19 protein-coding genes and 1 riboswitch are annotated in these 17,716 nt (G+C 73.6%); of the genes, 8 read left to right on the top strand and 11 right to left on the bottom strand.

Annotated elements, in window-relative coordinates:
- Positions 1-35: 35 nt before the first annotated feature.
- From ACZ7OY_RS06485 to ACZ7OY_RS06470, 4 genes are all read left to right on the top strand, one after another.
- Positions 36-269 carry a hypothetical protein gene (locus ACZ7OY_RS06485; RefSeq protein ID WP_152894276.1) on the top strand — a complete coding sequence of 78 codons (234 nt, stop codon included), beginning with the start codon at positions 36-38 and terminating at the stop codon, positions 267-269.
- A 133-nt stretch (positions 270-402) separates the two neighbouring features.
- The gene (locus ACZ7OY_RS06480) at positions 403-1,194 is read left to right on the top strand and encodes an SURF1 family cytochrome oxidase biogenesis protein (RefSeq protein ID WP_471910294.1); all 792 of its coding nucleotides are present in this window, start codon (positions 403-405) and stop codon (positions 1,192-1,194) included.
- Positions 1,195-1,363: 169 nt separating this feature from the next.
- Positions 1,364-3,151: a glycoside hydrolase family 15 protein gene (locus ACZ7OY_RS06475; RefSeq protein ID WP_471910293.1), complete on the top strand. Its 1,788-nt coding sequence runs from the start codon at positions 1,364-1,366 to the stop codon at positions 3,149-3,151.
- 5 nt (positions 3,152-3,156) lie between these two features.
- The gene (locus ACZ7OY_RS06470) at positions 3,157-3,912 is read left to right on the top strand and encodes an SDR family oxidoreductase (protein ID WP_471910292.1); all 756 of its coding nucleotides are present in this window, start codon (positions 3,157-3,159) and stop codon (positions 3,910-3,912) included.
- 412 nt (positions 3,913-4,324) lie between these two features.
- Here ACZ7OY_RS06470 and amaP read toward each other — a convergent pair whose 3' ends face one another.
- From amaP to ACZ7OY_RS06445, 5 genes are read right to left on the bottom strand one after another with little or no spacing between them, the layout of a single operon-like run.
- Entirely contained in the window at positions 4,325-4,912 is a 588-nt protein-coding gene (amaP, locus tag ACZ7OY_RS06465; protein WP_471910291.1) for an alkaline shock response membrane anchor protein AmaP, read from the bottom strand.
- Positions 4,909-5,586, bottom strand: a complete 678-nt coding sequence (locus ACZ7OY_RS06460; protein WP_471910290.1) for a DUF6286 domain-containing protein — start codon at positions 5,584-5,586, stop codon at positions 4,909-4,911. The genes amaP and ACZ7OY_RS06460 overlap by 4 nt, the downstream gene beginning before the upstream one ends.
- Positions 5,583-5,966, bottom strand: coding sequence for an Asp23/Gls24 family envelope stress response protein (locus tag ACZ7OY_RS06455; protein ID WP_471910289.1), 384 nt, complete (start codon positions 5,964-5,966; stop codon positions 5,583-5,585). Before ACZ7OY_RS06455 ends, ACZ7OY_RS06460 begins: the two co-directional genes overlap by 4 nt.
- Positions 5,963-6,148 (bottom strand): hypothetical protein, encoded by a 186-nt coding sequence (locus ACZ7OY_RS06450; protein WP_152894271.1) that lies wholly within the window; start codon positions 6,146-6,148, stop codon positions 5,963-5,965. Before ACZ7OY_RS06450 ends, ACZ7OY_RS06455 begins: the two co-directional genes overlap by 4 nt.
- A gap of 28 nt (positions 6,149-6,176) precedes the next feature.
- Positions 6,177-6,665, bottom strand: a complete 489-nt coding sequence (locus tag ACZ7OY_RS06445) for an Asp23/Gls24 family envelope stress response protein (RefSeq protein WP_471910288.1) — start codon at positions 6,663-6,665, stop codon at positions 6,177-6,179.
- An 86-nt stretch (positions 6,666-6,751) separates the two neighbouring features.
- Here ACZ7OY_RS06445 and ACZ7OY_RS06440 point away from each other — a divergent pair, with 86 nt between their 5' ends.
- A complete protein-coding gene (locus tag ACZ7OY_RS06440) occupies positions 6,752-7,477 on the top strand; it encodes a nucleopolyhedrovirus P10 family protein (RefSeq protein WP_471910287.1) in 726 nt (241 codons plus the stop codon).
- Between the two features lie 122 nt (positions 7,478-7,599).
- Here ACZ7OY_RS06440 and ACZ7OY_RS06435 read toward each other — a convergent pair whose 3' ends face one another.
- From ACZ7OY_RS06435 to ACZ7OY_RS06425, 3 genes are all read right to left on the bottom strand, one after another.
- Positions 7,600-8,403, bottom strand: coding sequence for an enoyl-CoA hydratase/isomerase family protein (locus ACZ7OY_RS06435; protein WP_471910286.1), 804 nt, complete (start codon positions 8,401-8,403; stop codon positions 7,600-7,602).
- A 117-nt stretch (positions 8,404-8,520) separates the two neighbouring features.
- Positions 8,521-8,742 (bottom strand): helix-turn-helix domain-containing protein, encoded by a 222-nt coding sequence (locus ACZ7OY_RS06430; RefSeq protein ID WP_010355597.1) that lies wholly within the window; start codon positions 8,740-8,742, stop codon positions 8,521-8,523.
- A 335-nt stretch (positions 8,743-9,077) separates the two neighbouring features.
- Complete coding sequence (locus ACZ7OY_RS06425) at positions 9,078-10,676, bottom strand: ABC-F family ATP-binding cassette domain-containing protein (protein ID WP_351614832.1); 1,599 nt, start codon at positions 10,674-10,676, stop codon at positions 9,078-9,080.
- 287 nt (positions 10,677-10,963) lie between these two features.
- On the opposite strand from ACZ7OY_RS06425, the gene ACZ7OY_RS06420 reads away from it, so the two are divergent.
- The gene (locus ACZ7OY_RS06420; protein ID WP_384736270.1) at positions 10,964-11,377 is read left to right on the top strand and encodes a VOC family protein; all 414 of its coding nucleotides are present in this window, start codon (positions 10,964-10,966) and stop codon (positions 11,375-11,377) included.
- A gap of 174 nt (positions 11,378-11,551) precedes the next feature.
- Here ACZ7OY_RS06420 and ACZ7OY_RS06415 read toward each other — a convergent pair whose 3' ends face one another.
- The 3 genes from ACZ7OY_RS06415 to ACZ7OY_RS06405 form a co-directional block, all read right to left on the bottom strand.
- Positions 11,552-13,018 carry a hypothetical protein gene (locus ACZ7OY_RS06415; protein ID WP_471910285.1) on the bottom strand — a complete coding sequence of 489 codons (1,467 nt, stop codon included), beginning with the start codon at positions 13,016-13,018 and terminating at the stop codon, positions 11,552-11,554.
- 405 nt (positions 13,019-13,423) lie between these two features.
- Entirely contained in the window at positions 13,424-14,551 is a 1,128-nt protein-coding gene (locus ACZ7OY_RS06410) for an alpha/beta hydrolase (RefSeq protein ID WP_471910284.1), read from the bottom strand.
- 236 nt (positions 14,552-14,787) lie between these two features.
- A complete protein-coding gene (locus ACZ7OY_RS06405; protein ID WP_471910283.1) occupies positions 14,788-15,456 on the bottom strand; it encodes a class II aldolase/adducin family protein in 669 nt (222 codons plus the stop codon).
- 390 nt (positions 15,457-15,846) lie between these two features.
- Between ACZ7OY_RS06405 and ACZ7OY_RS06400 the strand changes: the two genes are divergently transcribed.
- Both ACZ7OY_RS06400 and ACZ7OY_RS06395 read left to right on the top strand, forming a co-directional pair.
- Positions 15,847-17,088 carry an inorganic phosphate transporter gene (locus ACZ7OY_RS06400; protein ID WP_471910282.1) on the top strand — a complete coding sequence of 414 codons (1,242 nt, stop codon included), beginning with the start codon at positions 15,847-15,849 and terminating at the stop codon, positions 17,086-17,088.
- Between the two features lie 34 nt (positions 17,089-17,122).
- Positions 17,123-17,344, top strand: coding sequence for a hypothetical protein (locus ACZ7OY_RS06395; protein WP_351614815.1), 222 nt, complete (start codon positions 17,123-17,125; stop codon positions 17,342-17,344).
- A gap of 193 nt (positions 17,345-17,537) precedes the next feature.
- A riboswitch (cobalamin riboswitch) is annotated at positions 17,538-17,677 on the top strand.
- The last annotated feature ends 39 nt before the right edge of the window (positions 17,678-17,716 follow it).

Raw genomic sequence — 17,716 nt, 5'->3', positions numbered from 1 at the left:
CGCCCGCCGGGCGGTGACGGCCCACCCTGTGGCGCATGGCGAGATGCGAAGTTTGCGGCAACGACTACGGCATGAGTTTTGAAGTGCACGCGCAGGGCGCGGTCCACGTCTTCGACTGTTTCTCCTGTGCGATCCATCGCATGGCCCCCATCTGCGAGCACTGCCGGGTGCAGATCATCGGCCAGGGCGTCGAGGTCGAGGGCCACTGGTACTGCGGCGGTCACTGCGCCCGCGCGGAGGGGAGGGTGGGGATCGTCGACAAGGTGTGAGCGCACGGCACGTGACCGCAAGGCGTGAGCGCACGGCACGTGAGCGCAATCGCGTGAGCGCACGGCACGTGGTTTCCGGCCCGCTACGGGACCCTCCCGTAGCGGGCCGAAACGTACGGGGTACGGTCAATGGGTGTACCGCTTCCTGTTGTCCCGGCAGTGGGTGCTCGTCACCCTCGTCGCCATCGCGCTCATCCCGACGATGATCGAGCTGGGCATCTGGCAGATGCACCGGTACGAGATGCGCAGCGCCCGCAACCAGCTGGTCTCCGACGCGCTGACCGCCGAGCCGGTGCCGGTCGAGCGGCTGACCTCTCCCGGGCACACCGTGACCAGTGCCGAGCGGTACCGCACCGTCACCGCGACGGGCACCTTCGACACCTCCCGCGAGGTCGTCGTCAGGCGCCGCGTCAACTCCGACGACGAGGTCGGCTTCCATGTCCTCACCCCGTTCGTCCTCGCGGACGGCCGGGTGCTGCTGGTCAACCGGGGCTGGATCCCCGCGAACGGGGCGCAGACCGCCTTCCCGAAGATCCCCGCACCGCCCGCGGGCCGGACCACGGTCACCGGGCGGCTGATGCCGGACGAGACGACCGCGGCCAGCGGCATCAAGGACATCAAGGGCCTGCCGGACCGCCAGATCATGCTGATCAACAGCGCGGAGCAGGCCCGGCGGCTCGGTGCCGGGGTGCTGGGCGGCTACGTCCAGCAGACGGCGCCCGAGGCGAAGGACGGCACTCCGCAGCAGATCTCCGACCCGGGCAAGGAGGACGCGCCGCTGAACTACGCCTACATGATCCAGTGGTGGCTGTTCGCGGCGGGCGTCCCGGTCGGCTGGTGGGTCCTGGTCCGGCGCGAGCGCCGTGATCGGGCGGAGGCCGCGGCGGCCGAGACGGCGGCCGAGACCGAACCGGCGACGGTGTAGGGCCGCCCTCACTCGCCCGGCCCGACGGTGTACGGCCCACCCTCACCCGCCCGGCCCGAGACGGCGTACGGCCGCCCTCACCCACCCGGCCCGACGGCGTACGGCCGCCCTCACCCATCCGGCCGTATCCGCTGATTGCCCGGTCGGCCCACCGGGAATCCGGAAACCCGTGCACCCCCCTATCGAGGACTACGCCCTCATCGGCGACGAACAGACCGCGGCCCTGGTCGGCAGGGACGGCTCCGTCGACTGGCTGTGCGTCCCCCGCTTCGACTCGGCGGCCTGTTTCGCCAGACTGCTCGGCGACGAGGACAACGGTCACTGGCGGATCGCTCCCAAGGACGTCCAGGGCCCCTGCGCACGGCGTGCCTACCGGCCCGACACCCTCGTCCTCGACACCGAGTGGGACACCGCCGAGGGCACGGTCCGGGTCACCGACCTGATGCCCCAGCGCGAGCACGCCCCCGACGTCGTACGCATCGTGGAAGGGGTCAGCGGGCGGGTCACCATGCGCAGCACGCTGCGGCTGCGCTTCGACTACGGCTCGATCGTCCCGTGGATGCGCCGCTCCGACGGCCACCGGATCGCCGTGGCCGGCCCGGACTCGGTCTGGCTGCGCAGCGAGCCCGCGGTGCGCACCTGGGGCGAGGACTTCGGCACGCACTCGGAGTTCACCGTCCGCGCGGGCGAGCGGGTCGCGTTCGTCCTCACCTGGCACCCCTCGCACGAGGCGCGACCGCCGCTGGTCGACCCCTACGAGGCGCTGAGCAGCAGTGTCGCCGACTGGCGCAGCTGGGCGGCCCACTGCACCTACGACGGCCCCTACCGGGACGCCGTCGTACGCTCCCTGATCACCCTCAAGGCCCTCAGCTACGCGCCCACCGGCGGCATCGTCGCCGCGGCCACCACCTCGCTGCCGGAGGAGATGGGCGGGGTACGCAACTGGGACTACCGCTTCTGCTGGCTGCGCGACTCCACCCTCACCCTGGGCGCCCTGCTGTCGGCGGGCTACCACAAGGAGGCCGCCGCCTGGAGGGACTGGCTGCTGCGCGCGGTCGCCGGCAGCCCGGCGGACCTCCAGATCATGTACGGCCTGGCCGGCGAGCGCCGGCTGCCGGAGACGGAACTTCCCTGGCTCGCCGGGTACAACGGCTCGGCGCCGGTGCGGGCCGGCAACGACGCCGTGACCCAGCTTCAGCTGGACGTCTACGGCGAGGTCATGGACTCGCTGTACCTGGCCCGGTCCTCGGGGCTGTCGGCCAAGCCGCACATGTGGGCCATGCAGGGCGCCCTGCTGAACTTCCTGAAGTCGGCGTGGCGGCAGCCGGACGAGGGGCTGTGGGAGGTGCGCGGCGGCCGCCGCCAGTTCGTGCACTCGAAGGTGATGGTGTGGGTGGCCGCCGACCGGGCGGTGCGCACGCTGGAGGAGCACCCGGAGCTGCCCGGCGACGCGGACGCCTGGCGCGAGCTGCGCGACGAGGTGCACCGGGAGGTGTGCGAGAAGGGCTACGACCCCGAGCGCAACACCTTCACGCAGTACTACGGCTCACGCGAACTCGACGCCGCGCTGCTGCTCATCCCGCGCGTCGGTTTCCTGCCCCCGGACGACCCACGGGTGATCGGCACGGTGGACGCGGTCCGCGCGGAGCTGGGCCACGGCGGCTTCGTCCGCCGCTACGACACCGGGGACGCCCCGGTCGACGGACTGCCCGGCGACGAGGGCGCCTTCCTGGCCTGCTCGTTCTGGCTCGCGGACGCGCTGCACATGACGGGCCGCACCGAGGAGGCCCGCGCGCTGTTCGAACGGCTGCTGGGTCTCACCAACGACGTGGGGCTGCTGGCCGAGGAGTACGACCCGGTGGCCGGCCGTCAACTCGGCAACTTCCCGCAGGCGTTCAGCCACATCGGCCTGGTGAACACCGCCCTCGCCCTGTCCGGGCACGGCGGGGCAGGATAGGGGCCATGGATCTTGGACTGAAGGACCGGGTGTACGTCGTCACCGGCGCCACCCGCGGACTGGGCAACGCCGCCGCGCGCGAACTGGTGGCCGACGGCGCGAAGGTGGTCGTCTCGGGGCGGGACGAGAAGCGGGTCGCGGACGCGGCGGCCGAGCTGGGCCCGAACGCCGTCGGGGTGGCCGTCGACAACGCCGAGACGGACGCCCCCGCGCAGCTGATCGCCGCCGCGCGCGAGCACTTCGGCGGCTTCGACGGCATCCTCGTCAGCGTCGGCGGCCCGCCGCCCGGCTTCGTCGCCGACAACACCGACGACCAGTGGCGTACGGCGTTCGAATCGGTGTTCCTGGGCGCGGTGCGGCTCGCCCGGACGGCGGCCGCGGAACTGGAGTCCGGCGGCGTCATCGGGTTCGTGCTGTCCGGCTCGGTGCACGAGCCGATCCCGGCGCTGACCATCTCCAACGGGCTGCGGCCGGGGCTGGCCGGGTTCGCCAAGTCCCTCTCCGACGAGCTGGGACCGCGCGGCATCCGGGTGGTCGGGCTGCTGCCGTCGCGCATCGACACCGACCGGGTGCGCGAGCTGGACGGCTACTCGGCGGACCCGGAGGCGACCCGGGCGGCGAACGAGGCCCGTATCCCCCTGCGGCGGTACGGCACGCCGGAGGAGTTCGGGCGGGTGGCGGCGTTCCTGCTGTCACCGGCCGCGTCCTATCTGACCGGGCTCATGCTGCCGGTCGACGGCGGGATGCGGCACGGGTTCTGACCCCGGCGCCGTCGGCGGCGAGAGGCCCTGACCGTCCGCGCGGCCGACGGTGCCCGCGACCGCGCGGACGGTTCCGGCGTATGCCGGGAGCGCGGACGGTTATGGCGTACGCCGGGGACGCGGACGGTTCCGGCGTACGCCGGGGACGCGCTCGCGGGCGCGGACACCCGGTTCACCCACGCTGCCGCGTTCGTCCGGTTCACCGGGGCTGCCGCCTGGACCCGGGGCGCGAGGGCGCGCTGGTGGGCGCAGGCGCCGGACGGGGCGGGGCGGGGCGGGGCGGGTCACGCCTGCCGTATGCCTGGCATGTGCCTGGCCTACCTGTGCCGTGCCTGGCGTACCTGTGCCGTGCCTGGCGTCGCGTGCGGGCGGATCGTCCTCGCCGTACCGCCGTGAGAGTTCGCCCCGGGGCTCAGCTCACCCGCGCGGCGCGGTGCCTGGCCGCACGCAGGCGCACCTCGGCGGGCAGGGCCGCGAGGCGGGCGGAGTCCCGCGCGTGGGCCAGGGCCTGGCCGGTGAGCTGGTGCAGGGCGGTGCCCGGGTCGACGTGCGGCTCCAGCAGCAGGCGTACCCGGACCGCGGGGGCGCCGCGCCGCCCGGTCAGCTGGACGTGGGCCTGCTGGACCCCGTCCATGTTCCCGGACTCGTCGGCCAGCACCCCCTCCAGGGCCCGCCCCCGCAGCAGCGCCTCCTCGCCGTCGCCGGTGTCGACGACGACCTCGGCGAGCCGGCGGCGGCGCAGGACGGCGACCAGCCACCACAGGGCCAGCAGGACCAGGACGGCGAGGGCCGCCAGGACCGCCGGCCACCACCAGCCGGCGCCCCGCCAGCGGGTCCGTTCGGCGGCGCCGAGCAGCACGTCGTGGGGACCGTGGTGGATCCACCAGGAGGGCGGCACGGCGCCCAGACCGACGGCGAGCACCGAGCCGCCGAGGAGCACCAGGACGAGGCCGACGAGGCCGATCAGCACCCGGTTGACGGTCCTGAGCACCGCGCTCACCCCTTCCGGCCCGGTCGCCGTACCCGCACCGACAGCGCGGGCGGCCGGACGAGTCCCAGGCCGCCGACCGCTTGGGCGAGCACCGTGTCGAGGTCCGCGCGGACCTCGTCCAGCGGGCGGAAGTGCGAGACCGCGCGCACGTCGGCCCGCCGGCGGTGGGCCCGTACGCGTACCGACTGCACGCCCGCGACCTCCATGGCCCGGTCGCGCAGCACCAGCGCGGCCGCGTCCCGGTGCAGTCCGGCGCGGACGTCGGGGCGGTCCTGCCGCATCGGCAGGACGGCCCGCAGGCCGGGCGTGAGGGCCAGGACCAGCAGCCAGAGGCCGAGCAGCGCGGTGACACCCGCGCCGACCAGCACCCAGGTGTCGTCCAGCGGCCGCCGGGCGAGCTCTCCGGCCAGAGCCCGGCGCCAGTGCATGCCGGGCCGGCCGGCGCGCACGGCGGCGATGTCGTAGAGGAAGACGCCGGCGCCGGCCACCAGGAGGACGGCGACGACGGCCGCCGGGATCCGGCGCGCCGACCAGAAGCGGTGGCCCGTGCCGTCGGCCGTCGGCGGCGGGTCGGGGACCACCGGGGCGGACCGGCCGGGTCCGCTGCCGGGGTCGCCGGCGGTGTCCTTCTCGATGACCGGAAGTCGTCGTGTGGTGCCTTCGGAGCCATGGGGCTCGCTCATCGCGTCCTCCCCTGTGCCACGTCGTGTGCCGGGGTCAGATGCAGCCGTTCCACGTGCACGGCGACCTCCGGCACCTCCATTCCCACCAACGCGCCTACCCGCTCGACCACATGACGACGCACCTCGCGACAGCGGGCGGCGACATCACCCGGATAGCCGAGTTCGAGGTGGATCCGGACACGGGCGGTGTCGTGGTGGACGACGACGGTGGCCTGGGGCGGCGCGGCGGCCGCGGGCAGCGGTCCGACGGCCTCGCGGGCCGCCTGCGCGGCCGTCTTCGACACCACCCGGTCGGCGATCCGGGTGGCGCCGCGCTCGCCCGGCGGGACGACGGCCGGGCCCGTGCCGCGCTCGACGGTCCCTTCGCTCACCGACGTCACCGTCGCCGGTCGTCACGCTGACGGAAGAAGTCGCCGAGCTCCAGGTCCCCCTCCAGGAACCGGCCGACGACGAACCCGATGGCGCCCAGCGCCGCCACCAGCAGGAACGCGCCGAACCCGCCGAAGTACCCGGCGAAGCCCAGCGCCATCCCGGCGATCATGCCGACCACGGCCATGTTCATGCGGCGCTCCTCAGCTCACGGCCCTGGCTCACTGGATCCGGGGCTCCGTCTCCTCTTCCTCTTCCTCGGGCAGTTTCACGTCGCTCACGGCGATGTTGACCTCGACGACCTCGAGGCCGGTCATCCGCTCCACCGCCGCGACGACGTTCTCCCGTACGGCCTTGGCGACGTCGCCGATCGAGACGCCGTAGTCGACGACGATCTCCAGGTCGAGGGCTGTCTGCACCTCGCCGACCTCCGCCTTGACCCCGCGTGTCACGGACTTCGATCCGCCGCCGGGCACCCGGTCCCGTACGGCGCCGAAGGTGCGGCTGAGACCGCCGCCCATGGCGTGCACGCCGAGGACGTCCCGGGCGGCCATCCCGGCGATCTTCTCCACGACCCCGTCGGCGATGGTGGTGCGTCCCCGGGTCGCCGGGTCCCCGCCGCCGCGTCGGGTGGTCTTGCGGGTCTGGACCGACGGCTCGGCCGCGCTCTCGGGGCCCTGCGTCCGGTTCTGCTGGGTCATGTCGGTCATCGCCGCACGTCCTTCCGGTCCTCGTCCTTCCCCCACGGTACGTGCGGTTGCCCGCCGCCGCCTTGGTGATGCGGCAGGCTGGAGCAATGACGGCGGATCGGATCGGGCGGGCGGTACGGGATCAGCTGAGCCTGGGCAGGCTGCTGCCGCTGGGCGGCCCGGGTGACGGCGCGTGGATCACGCAGCGGGCGGCCGAGGCGCCGCTCCGGCGCGCGGCGCAGAGCGTGCCGGGTGTGTACCCGGGTGCGCTGGGGATCTCCCTGGCGGATCCCGGGGAGCCGGCCGAGCCCGTCGTGCCGCCGCCGCCCGGGGCGGTGCCGCCCGGACCGCTGCGGGTCACGGCGGACTTCGCGACCACGCTGAGCGGGCCGCTGCCTGCCACGGCGTCCCTCGTACGGGCGACGCTGGGCGCGGCGGCCGAGCGTCTCGGCCTGGCGGTCGCCGAGGTGGACCTGCGGGTGACGGGCCTGCTGGAGGAGGAACCCGAGCCCTCCCCCGTACCTCTGCCGGAGCCGCCCGCGGCCGGTCGCGCCGCGACGCCCGACGAGGAGCGGGCCGCCGCGGCCGCGAGCGGTGTCGCGGGGGTGGAGCGGCTGACCGGTGCGCTCGGCGGCCAGTCGCCGGTGCAGCTCTCGGCGCGGAGCGCGGAAACGCCGCACGAGGGCGCGCTGCCGCGGCGCCACGCCCGGGTGGAGATCGCGGTGCGGGCGGACCACCGGGCCCTGGACGTGGCCCGCGCGGTCCGCACGGCGGTGGGCGAGGCGCTGCCGGATCACCCCACGGTGACGGTGCTGGTGACCGTCGCCGGCTGAGGTCCGCCCGCCCGACCGTGGGCCAGCCAGGGTCCGCTCACCCGACCGTGGGTCAGCCAGGGTCCGCTCACCCGACCGTGGGTCAGCCGGGGTCCGCCCGGCCGACCGCGGTCAGCCGAGGTTCACTCGCCGAGGCCGGCCAGGTCGCGCAGCCGCCGGGCCTGGGCGGCGCGCTCCGCGCCGCGCTGCTCGTCGTACGTACGGTCGGCTGCCCCGCGCAGCAGGGTCTTGGTCTCGATCACGGCGTCCCGGGGCGCGGCGAGGAGCGCCGCGGCCAGATCCGCCACCGCGGCGTCGAGGTCGGCCACCGGCACCGACAGGTTGGCGAGCCCGGAGCTCACCGCCTCCTCGGCCGTCACGAACCGGCCGGTCAGGCAGATCTCGACCGCACGGCCGTATCCGACCAGGGACACCAGCGGATGGGTGCCGGTCAGGTCCGGCACCAGGCCCAGCGCGGTCTCGCGCATGGCGAACTGCACGTCGTCGGCGACGACGCGCACGTCGCAGGCGAGCGCGAGCTGGAAGCCCGCCCCGATGGCGTGGCCCTGGACGGCGGCGATCGACACGATGTCGTTGCGCCGCCACCAGGTGAAGCCCTCCTGGAACCCGGCGATGGCGGCGTCGAGTTCGGCGTCGTCACCGCGTGCGAGATCGATGAAGGACGGCTCGCCCTCGATCCCCTCCGGCGTGAACATCTGCCGGTCGAGACCGGCGGAGAAGGACTTGCCCTCGCCGCGCAGCACGACGACACGGACGGAGCCCGGCAGCAGCTGTCCGGCCTCGGCGAGCGCACGCCACATCGCGGGGCTCTGCGCGTTGCGTTTGGCCGGGTTGGTCAGCGTCACCGTGGCGAGCGCGTCGTCGACGGTGAGCCGTACGCCGTCCTTGTCGAGCAGGGGAACGAGTTCCTGGTCGGGCGAAGCCATGGGACGCCTCCGATGAGTGCGGTCAGTCAGCGGTCAGCTAAGTGACTGCACAGTAACCACCCGGTCGATCAGCCGAACGACCGGGTGGCCACCATCGAAGCCGGTGAGCCGCCCGGGTCAGGACGTAGCGGCCTTCTTGCCCCGCGTCGCCCCACCACGCCCACGGAGCGTGACGCCCGACTCACTGAGCATCCGGTGCACGAAGCCATACGAGCGGCCGGTCTCCTCGGCCAGCGCCCGGATGCTCGCACCGGAGTCGTACTTCTTCTTCAGGTCTGCCGCGAGCTTGTCGCGCGCGGCGCCGGTCACCCGGCTGCCCTTCTTCAGAGTCTCGGCCACCCGTGCCTCCTCATGGGAAGTGCGCTCTGGTCTCCTCATGATCACCCCTCCCGGGCCCGATGGCCACCCATTCGGCAAGGTCCGTACGACAGGCTTGTGACGACAGGAGCGTGTCCCCACATGCGGAATCCCTGATTCCATCCGGTCGCATTCATGCACCCGAACGGGTTGTTTCACGAAGTGCCAGGTCAGGGACACACAACGGCCGATCCCTTGTCGACAAAGGGATCGGCCGCGAAATGGATGTAGGACACACCTCGATACGAGGAGATCTCACACAGATGATGGATCACGGATCGGCCGAATGATCCATACGCTGTGGATCAGACATTCGATCAAGCGAGGGCGACGAGATCCGCGTAGTCGGAGCCCCACAGGTCCTCGACACCGTCGGGCAGCAGGATGATCCGCTCCGGCTGGAGCGCCTCGACCGCGCCCTCGTCGTGCGTGACCAGGACGACCGCGCCCTTGTAGGTGCGCAGCGCGCCCAGGATCTCCTCACGGCTGGCCGGGTCGAGGTTGTTGGTCGGCTCGTCGAGCAGCAGCACGTTCGCCGAGGACACCACGAGGGTGGCCAGGGCGAGCCGGGTCTTCTCGCCGCCGGAGAGGACCCCGGCCGGCTTGTCGACGTCGTCGCCGGAGAAGAGGAAGCTGCCGAGCGTCTTGCGCACCTCGACGAGGTCGAGGTCGGGGGCGGCCGAGCGCATGTTCTCCAGGACGGTGCGCTCCGGGTCGAGGGTCTCGTGCTCCTGGGCGTAGTAGCCGAGCTTGAGGCCGTGGCCCGGGACGACCTGGCCGGTGTCGGGGGTCTCGACGCCGCCCAGCAGCCTGAGCAGGGTGGTCTTGCCGGCACCGTTCAGACCCAGGATCACCACGCGGGAACCCTTGTCGATGGCCAGGTCGACGTCCGTGAAGATCTCCAGGGACCCGTACGACTTCGACAGGCTCTCCGCCATGAGCGGGGTCCGGCCGCAGGGCGCGGGCTCGGGGAAGCGCAGCTTGGCGACCTTGTCCTGCTGGCGCACGGCCTCCAGGCCCGACAGGAGCTTGTCGGCCCGCTTGGCCATGTTCTGCGCGGCGACGGTCTTGGTGGCCTTGGCGCGCATCTTGTCGGCCTGCGCGTTCAGGGCGGCGGCCTTCTTCTCGGCGTTCTGCCGCTCGCGCTTGCGGCGCTTCTCGTCGGCCTCGCGCTGCTGCTGGTAGAGCTTCCAGCCCATGTTGTAGACGTCGATCTGGGCGCGGTTGGCGTCCAGGTAGAAGACCTTGTTGACGACCGTCTCGACGAGGTCGACGTCGTGGGAGATCACGATGAAGCCGCCGCGGTAGGTCTTCAGGTAGTCGCGCAGCCAGACGATCGAGTCGGCGTCGAGGTGGTTGGTCGGCTCGTCGAGCAGCAGGGTGTCCGCGTCCGAGAACAGGATCCGGGCCAGCTCGATACGGCGGCGCTGACCGCCCGAGAGGGTGTGCAGCGGCTGCCCGAGCACCCGGTCGGGCAGATTGAGCGCGGCGGCGATGGTGGCGGCCTCGGCCTCGGCGGCGTACCCGCCCTTGGTGAGGAACTCCGTCTCCTGGCGCTCGTACTGCCGCAGCGCCTTCTCGCGGGTCGCGCCGCTGCCGTTGGCGATGCGCTGCTCGTTCTCGCGCATCTTGCGCAGCAGGACGTCCAGGCCGCGCGCCGAGAGGACGCGGTCGCGGGCCAGCACGTCCAGATCGCCGGTGCGCGGGTCCTGCGGCAGATAGCCGACCTCGCCGGAGCGGGCGATGTTGCCCGCGGCGGGGATGCCCTCGCCCGCGAGGACCTTGGTGAGCGTCGTCTTGCCCGCGCCGTTGCGGCCGACCAGGCCGATGCGGTCGCCCTTGGTGATGCGGAAGGTGGCGGACTCGATGAGGATGCGGGCACCGGCGCGCAGCTCGATACCGGAGGCGGAGATCACGGACAGGCTCCAGGGCAGGAAGGTTGGCGGGCGGGCGGCTGAGGACGTTCCCGCCGTCTAATGCGCGAGGAGAATGGCCATGACGTCAGTCTAACGGGGCCGTGCAACCACTTTTCGGCGATCGGACGGCGGACCGGGCGCACGGCGCCGTCGTCCACCAGGGCGTACAGGGGGCCGCGGGCGGGGCGGCAGCGCGTCGTGACGTTCGGCACACCCGGCTGTCAGTGGTCGCTGCGAGACTGGGCGGCAGGTTGATTTCCGACGGTGACGACGAGGGAGAGGCCGGTATGACGGGGACGAGCGGTGGGCGCCCGAGCATCTGTCCGACACTGCTGTACGCGGACGCCAAGGCGGCGATCAGACAGCTCACGGAGGCCTTCGGGTTCCTGGAGCTGTCGGTGTACGAGGGCGAGGGCGGCACGGTGATGCACGCCGAGCTGGTGCAGGGCAACGGCGCGGTGATGCTGGGTTCGAAGGGCCGCGGCGGCGTCTTCGACACGGCGATGAAGGCCGCGGGCCCGGCGGGGGTGTACGTCCTGGTGGACGACGTCGACGCCCACCACCGGCGGGCCGTGGAGCACGGCGCGGAGATCCTGATGCCCCCGACGGACCAGGACTACGGTTCGCGGGACTACATGGCCCGGGACATCGAGGGCAACATCTGGAGCTTCGGCACGTACGCCCCCGAGCTGCCGGCCTGACCCGCGGCCCGCGCACGGCTCGCGCACCGGCCCGGCCTGCGGCCCGCGCGCGAGCCCGACCGGGCCCGGCGCCGGTCCGACGGCCGCGGTCCGCACACCGGAGCGGGCAGCCGGCCGATGGCCGGAACCCTGGCCTCCGGCCGGCTCGCCGCGACGGGTTCGCCGCGGTCCCGGTCAGTTCCCTCCGGTGTGCACCTGGAAGGCCGCCCGGCGGACGGCCTTGGCCAGGGCCGGGTCCGGGTGGGCGGCGGCGAGCGCCACGAGGACCTGCACGGTGCGCGGGTGGCCCACGGCGCGTACCTCCTCGAGCAGCTGCGGGACGGTGGGCTGCACCGCGGACTCCAGATGCCGGACCAGCATCGGGGCCTCGCCGTGGTCGGCGACGGCGGCCGCGGTGTCGACCCACAGCCAGGTGGCCTCCTGCCGGGTGAGCACCTCGTGCGCGTCCTCGGGGTCGACGCCGTCGTGCTCGGCGAGCCAGAGCAGGGCGTACGGCCGCAGGGCCGGCTCGTCCACGACCGAGCGGACGTCGTGCTCGGCGGGGGCGCCGACGACCCGCAGCGCCTCGAAGGCCAGGCCGCGCAGCAGGGCGTCCTCGCCGCGGGCGGCGGCCAGCAGGTCGGTGACTGCGCGGCCGACGGGGCGGGCGGCGAGCCAGGCGCGGTACTCGGCGCGGGCCGCGTTGGGGCGCAGCTGGGCGCAGCCGCGCAGCATTCCCTCGGCGGCCTGTTCGATGTTCCCGGCGGGGCTCTGCGCGGCGACGCAGATCTGCTCCAGCTTGACCCAGACCGCCCAGCTGCCCAGCGGAGTGAGCGTGGCCTGGCCGGCGCCGCAGGTGAGGGCGCCCACCGAGGCGAGGGCGTGCAGGGACCAGTCGAGCAGCGGGGCGAGTTCGGCCTCCTGCGCGGGCTCCGCCGGGTCGGCGTCGGCGGAGGGCACGGCGGCCGCGGCTGCCACGGCGGCCCCCGCGGGGACGGCGGCGGCGCTGGGCACGGCCTGGGGGCCGTAGGGGATCTCGCAGCGTTCGGTGCGCAGCTCGGTGACCCGCTGGGCGAGCAGGTCGAGGAGCTGGGCCACGGGCACCGGCCCGGCGGACAGCTGGAGGAAGGAGAGCACCTGCGGCATCGCCGAGACGACCTCGGCGACGGCCGCGGGCTCGTGGTCCGCGGGTTCCGGGGACGCCAGCGACCACGCGTCGAAGAGGGCGACCCAGCCGCGCAGGACGGCGCTGTCGTCGCGGTCCCAGGCGCGCAGCCGCCAGCCGGGGCGGGCGCTGTCGCCGTGCACCTCGATGAGGCCCGCCAGACGGGCGGTGTCCCAGTCGGCACGGACCTCGGTCGCGGTCAGGCCTAGTTCCAGGGCCGCCCGATCGGCGGTCGCGTCGGCGAGGGTGGCCTTTCCGTCGACGGCCGCGCCGTCGCGGCCGGGGCCGAGGGCGGCGTCGGCCCAGCGGGCGACGCGGGCTGCCGGGGCCAGACCGGAGCGAGCCATTCTGGCCAGCTCCGCGGGGGCCGGTGTGCCCTCCGGAGGTCGGGGTGCGGGGCGGCGCGGGCGCCGCTGGTTCACGGCTCTGGGGGCGGCGGCCAGGGGTCGGGGGCGGACGAGTCGAAGCCTGGAGTCGCGCGGGATACGGGACGTCACGGGTGCAGTCTTCCGGTTGACCGTCCGAAAACCCAAACGGAATGTCACGGCGGGCTACGGGACTGGCCAACGCACACGTCCGCGAGGGGGGTCGACGGGAGTGATCAGGCCACTGGTACGGCTTTAAACGGAAGCAGGTCGGCCGGTCCGGCACCGACGCGCGCCCCGGTCCCGGCGGAGGAACCGGGACGGCCACGTCAGGGGTCCGCAGCGACCTCGATCAGGAGAAGCGGACCGGTCACGATCAGGAGGACCGGACCGGTCACGATCGGGAGGACCGGACCGGTCACGTCAGGAAGGCCGGAACGACCCTGATCAGGAGGACCGGGACGGTCGTGATCGGCAGGACCGGAACGGCCACGTCAGGAGGGCCGGGGACGGCCCACATCAACGGGACCGGAACGGTCACATCAGGGGGACCAGGAAGCGCCGCAGAGCCTCCTCGTAGGCGGCCGGGTCGGCGTTCCACATGGCTCCGTGCGGGGCGCCGGGGACGGCCTGGAGGGTGACCAGGTCGGGCCGGCGCCGGGCGAGGCGACGGGAGAGGGCCCAGGGGGCCACCGCGTCCTCGGGGCCGTGGAAGATCAGCGCCGGGATCCGGAGCAGGCCGGGGTCGGCGGGTTCGTCGTCGCTGCGGCTGTTCATGCCGGTGCGGCCCTGGGCGGCACGCACGGCCAGCGGCAGCAGCGCCCCCGGAGTGCGGCGGGCTGCGGCCAGCGCGCGCAGGGTGGTCTCCCAGCTGAGCACCGGGGAGTCCAGGACGAGCCCCACGGCCCGCTCGCGCAGCCCCGAGTGGGCGGCGGCGCGCAGCGCCATGGTGGCCCCGGTGGACCAGCCGTACAGGACGAGGCGCTCGGCGCCGTAGCGCACGGCGTAGCGCATCGCGGCGTCCAGGTCGCGCCACTCGCTCTCGCCGAGGTGGTTCAGGCCGTCCTGCGGGCGGGGCGCGCCGAGGTCGCCGCGGTAGGAGAGGGCCAGCACCGAGAAGCGATGGCGGTGCAGGAACTCCATCACGTTCAGGGCGAGTTCCCGGGTGGTGCCGAGGCCGTGGACCGCGATCACCCAGGTGTCGCGGGCGCCGGGGACGAACCACGCGGGCAGCGGGCCGAGCTCGCCGGGGATGTCGACGTCGGCGTACTCCAGGCCGAGCGCGGCGTCCGGGTTGCCGACGTACACGTTCGGGGTGAGCCACACCTTGTCGCCCTGGCTCAGGGTGCCGTGGGTGACGCGCTCCAGGCGGCGCACGACGGTGTCGGCCGACAGCGCGGCGGCCTCGACGACGGGCCCGACGACGGCGTGGGAGCCGTCGCCCGCGAGGCCGTAGGTGCCGGGGCGCAGCGAGGCCAGGTCCCTGGTCAGGGTGATCCGTCCGGCGGCGGTGCCGTGCACGGTGAGCCTGGGTTCGGTGGGCAGGGGCCGGCCGGCCGGCGCCCTGAGGGCGACGTCGCTCGCGAGCCGGCCGGCGGCCACCGCGGCGGCCCCGGCCCCTACCACTGCGGTGACGGCGGCGGCCGTCGCTTTGACAGGGTGCACTCGTTCAGTGTCGGGGCGGTGCGGACGACCGGCCAGCGGGAGACGGGGAAGGGGTGACGTGCCGGAACAGGGCCGGAGGCACGCCCCGGAGACTCGTACGCCGCGCGTGCAAGCCGTGCGCGCCGCGCGTACGCCGGGCGACCCGCCGGCACCGTCACGCCCGCTGCCCGTACGCCGGGCGACCCGCCGGCACCGTCACGCCCGCTGCCCGTACGCCGGGCGACCCGCCGGCACCGTCACCCCCGCTGCCCGTACCCCCGCAGCCGCTCCCCCGCCTCCGCCACCTGGTCGGCCGTCAGCAGATGCGGCGTCAGTCCCGGCACCGAGGACGCGGTCAGCCACAGCCGGCACATCCACTCCAACTGCGCCGTGCGGTCGTAGGCCTGGTCGAGGGTGGCGCCGTGGGTGAGGGTGCCGTGGTTCTGGAGGAGACAGCCGGTGCGGTCCACCAGGGCCAGGCGAACGTTTTCGGCCAGCTGCTCGGTGCCATAGGGCGCGTAGGGGGCGACCCGGACGGGGCCGCCGAGGGCCGCGGTCATGTAGTGGACGGGCGGGAGCTCGGGGACGAGCGTGGAGACGGCCGTGGCGTGCACGGCGTGGGTGTGCACCACGGCCCGGGCGTCGCCGGCGCGGTAGACGGCGAGGTGCATGGGCAGCTCGCTGGTCGGGACGAGGCTGCCGAGCACCTGCCGGCCCGCCAGGTCGACCCCGGTGATGTCGTCCGGCGTCAGCCGGTCGTACGGCACGCCCGACGGCGTGACCAGCACGGTGTCCCCGACCCGGACGGAGACATTGCCCGAGGTGCCGACGACGAGTCCGTCGGCCACGCTGCGGCGGGCGGTCGCGACCAGCGCGTCCCAGGCCCGCGCCCGCTCCTCGTCGCCCCGCGTCTCCCGCTCACGCACCCGCGCCTCCTCCACGTCTGCGGCGCCCGCCCACCCGGCCCGCGCCGTCCCCCGGACACCCGGTCCGCCCCGCTCGCAGCGTCACGGCCCGGTCCGGCCCTGCCGCGATCGTGCCCTCGCGCGGCCACAGCCCACAACCGAGCCGGCACCCGGCACCCGAGGCCCGGCAGGTGACGGGTGACACGTGACCAGGATCTCCTCCGGGGCTCGGCGGGGTGTCCGAAAACGTCCCTTTGGGGCCGAAGGCCGTGCGGCGCCTACCCTCCACCCCGTTAAGCGGAATGACTGACGCCCATTTAGGACACCACGATGCCTGCCCTAGTTCATCTTCCGTTCACCCAAGTTACCTACGTTCGTCGCGCCAACGACTTCGAAAGATTGCCTGGGTAAATGGAAAACTTCTCGCTGATCCTCGCGATTGTGGTGGTAACCGCACTTGCGTTCGATTTCACGAACGGTTTTCACGACACCGCCAACGCGATGGCCACGACCATCTCGACCGGTGCGCTCAAGCCCAAGGTTGCGGTGGCCATGTCGGCCACCCTCAACCTCGTGGGCGCCTTCCTCTCCGTGGAGGTCGCCAACACGATCTCCAAGGGTCTCGTCGACGAGACCGGCATCCGCCCCGAGGTCATCTTCGCCGCACTGGTCGGCGCGATCCTCTGGAACCTGCTGACCTGGCTGGTGGGTCTGCCCTCCAGCTCCTCGCACGCCCTCATGGGCGGCCTGATCGGCGCCACCATCGCCTCGGCGGGCACCGGCGCCGTCCACGGAGACGCGCTCGTCACCAAGGTGCTGATCCCGGCCGTCGCGGCCCCGATCGTCGCCGGCGTCGCCGCGATGCTCGCCACCCGGCTCTCCTACCAGCTGGGCAAGAAGGCCGACGGCAAGGCCGCCGCGAAGGGCTTCCGCACCGGCCAGATCGCCTCGGCCGGCCTGGTCTCGCTGGCCCACGGCACCAACGACGCGCAGAAGACGATGGGCATCATCACCCTCGCCCTGGTCGCCGGCGGCGCCGTCGCGCCCGACTCCGACCCGCCGGTCTGGGTCATCCTCTCCGCCGGTCTGGCCATCGCGCTCGGCACCTACCTCGGCGGCTGGCGCATCATCCGCACCATGGGCAAGGGCCTGACCGAACTCCAGCCGCAGCAGGGCTTCGCCGCCCAGACCAGCGCCGCGACGGTCATCCTGGCCTCCTCCCACCTCGGCTTCTCCCTCTCCACCACCCACTCGGTCTCCGGCTCCGTGATGGGCGCGGGCCTGGGCCGCAAGGGCGGTGTGGTGCGCTGGTCCACCGCGACCCGCATGTTCGTCGCCTGGGGCCTGACCCTGCCGGCCGCCGCCCTGGTCGGCGCGCTCGCCGAGTCCGTGACGGACCTGGGTGACTGGGGCACGGCGGTCGTCGCCGTCTTCCTGGTCGCCTCCAGCGCCGCGATCTGGAAGATCTCCCGCCGCGAGGTCGTCGACAGCAACAACGTCAACGACACCCACGAGCCGGCCGGCGTCGTGACCACGGCGATCGCCGCGGTGACCCCGCCCCCCGCCGGCACGGTGACCGAGACCCTCACGGCCACGATCCCCGCCCCGGCCGCCACGGCCGACCCGGTCGCCCCGCCGGCCGCCGCCGTCTGAGCCCCGCGCACCCGGTAAGTAAGGAAGCCTCACCATGAACATCGACTGGGCAGCCCTGGGCTCCGTGTTCGGCGTCAGCCTCGTGGTCACCGTGGCCCTCGTGGCCCTGTTCACCCTCGGCATCATGGGCCTCTCCCGCCAGGAGCGGGCCTCCGCGCAGGGCGGCTCCGCCGCACTCGCGGTGACGGGCGCGTACGCGTGCTTCGCGGCCTGCACGGCCGCGGTGGGCTACGGGATCTACCTGATCGTCGCCTGACCCACCGCCATCCGGCACACCGTTCTCCAGGGGCGGGAGGAACCCACGGGTTCCTCCCGCCCTTCTCGTTGCCCGCCCTTCTCGTTGCCCGCCCTTTCCCGGGCCCGCCCTCCTCCTCGCCCGCCCTTCCCGCCGCCCGCCGTGTGTGGGGCTGCACACACTCCTCCGTCCCAGGTCAAGAGCAGGTTGACGGCCCTTCAGGGCCCGTGGTGGACTGCCGGAGCCATCTACGACGACACAAGAGGAAGCCGGTGCGAATCCGGCGCGGTCCCGCCACTGTGACCGGGGTAGCAATCCCCGGGAGCCAGGAACTCTCGCCGTCGGTCTCGTCGAACCAGGGCGTGGACACCCTGAGTGAGGACATGTCGCCAT

The sequence above is a fragment of the Streptomyces sp. NPDC107559 genome, from assembly GCF_055657365.1.
Note: the sequence above shows the minus strand (reverse complement) of the source record. Positions and strands in the feature narration are given on the sequence as shown.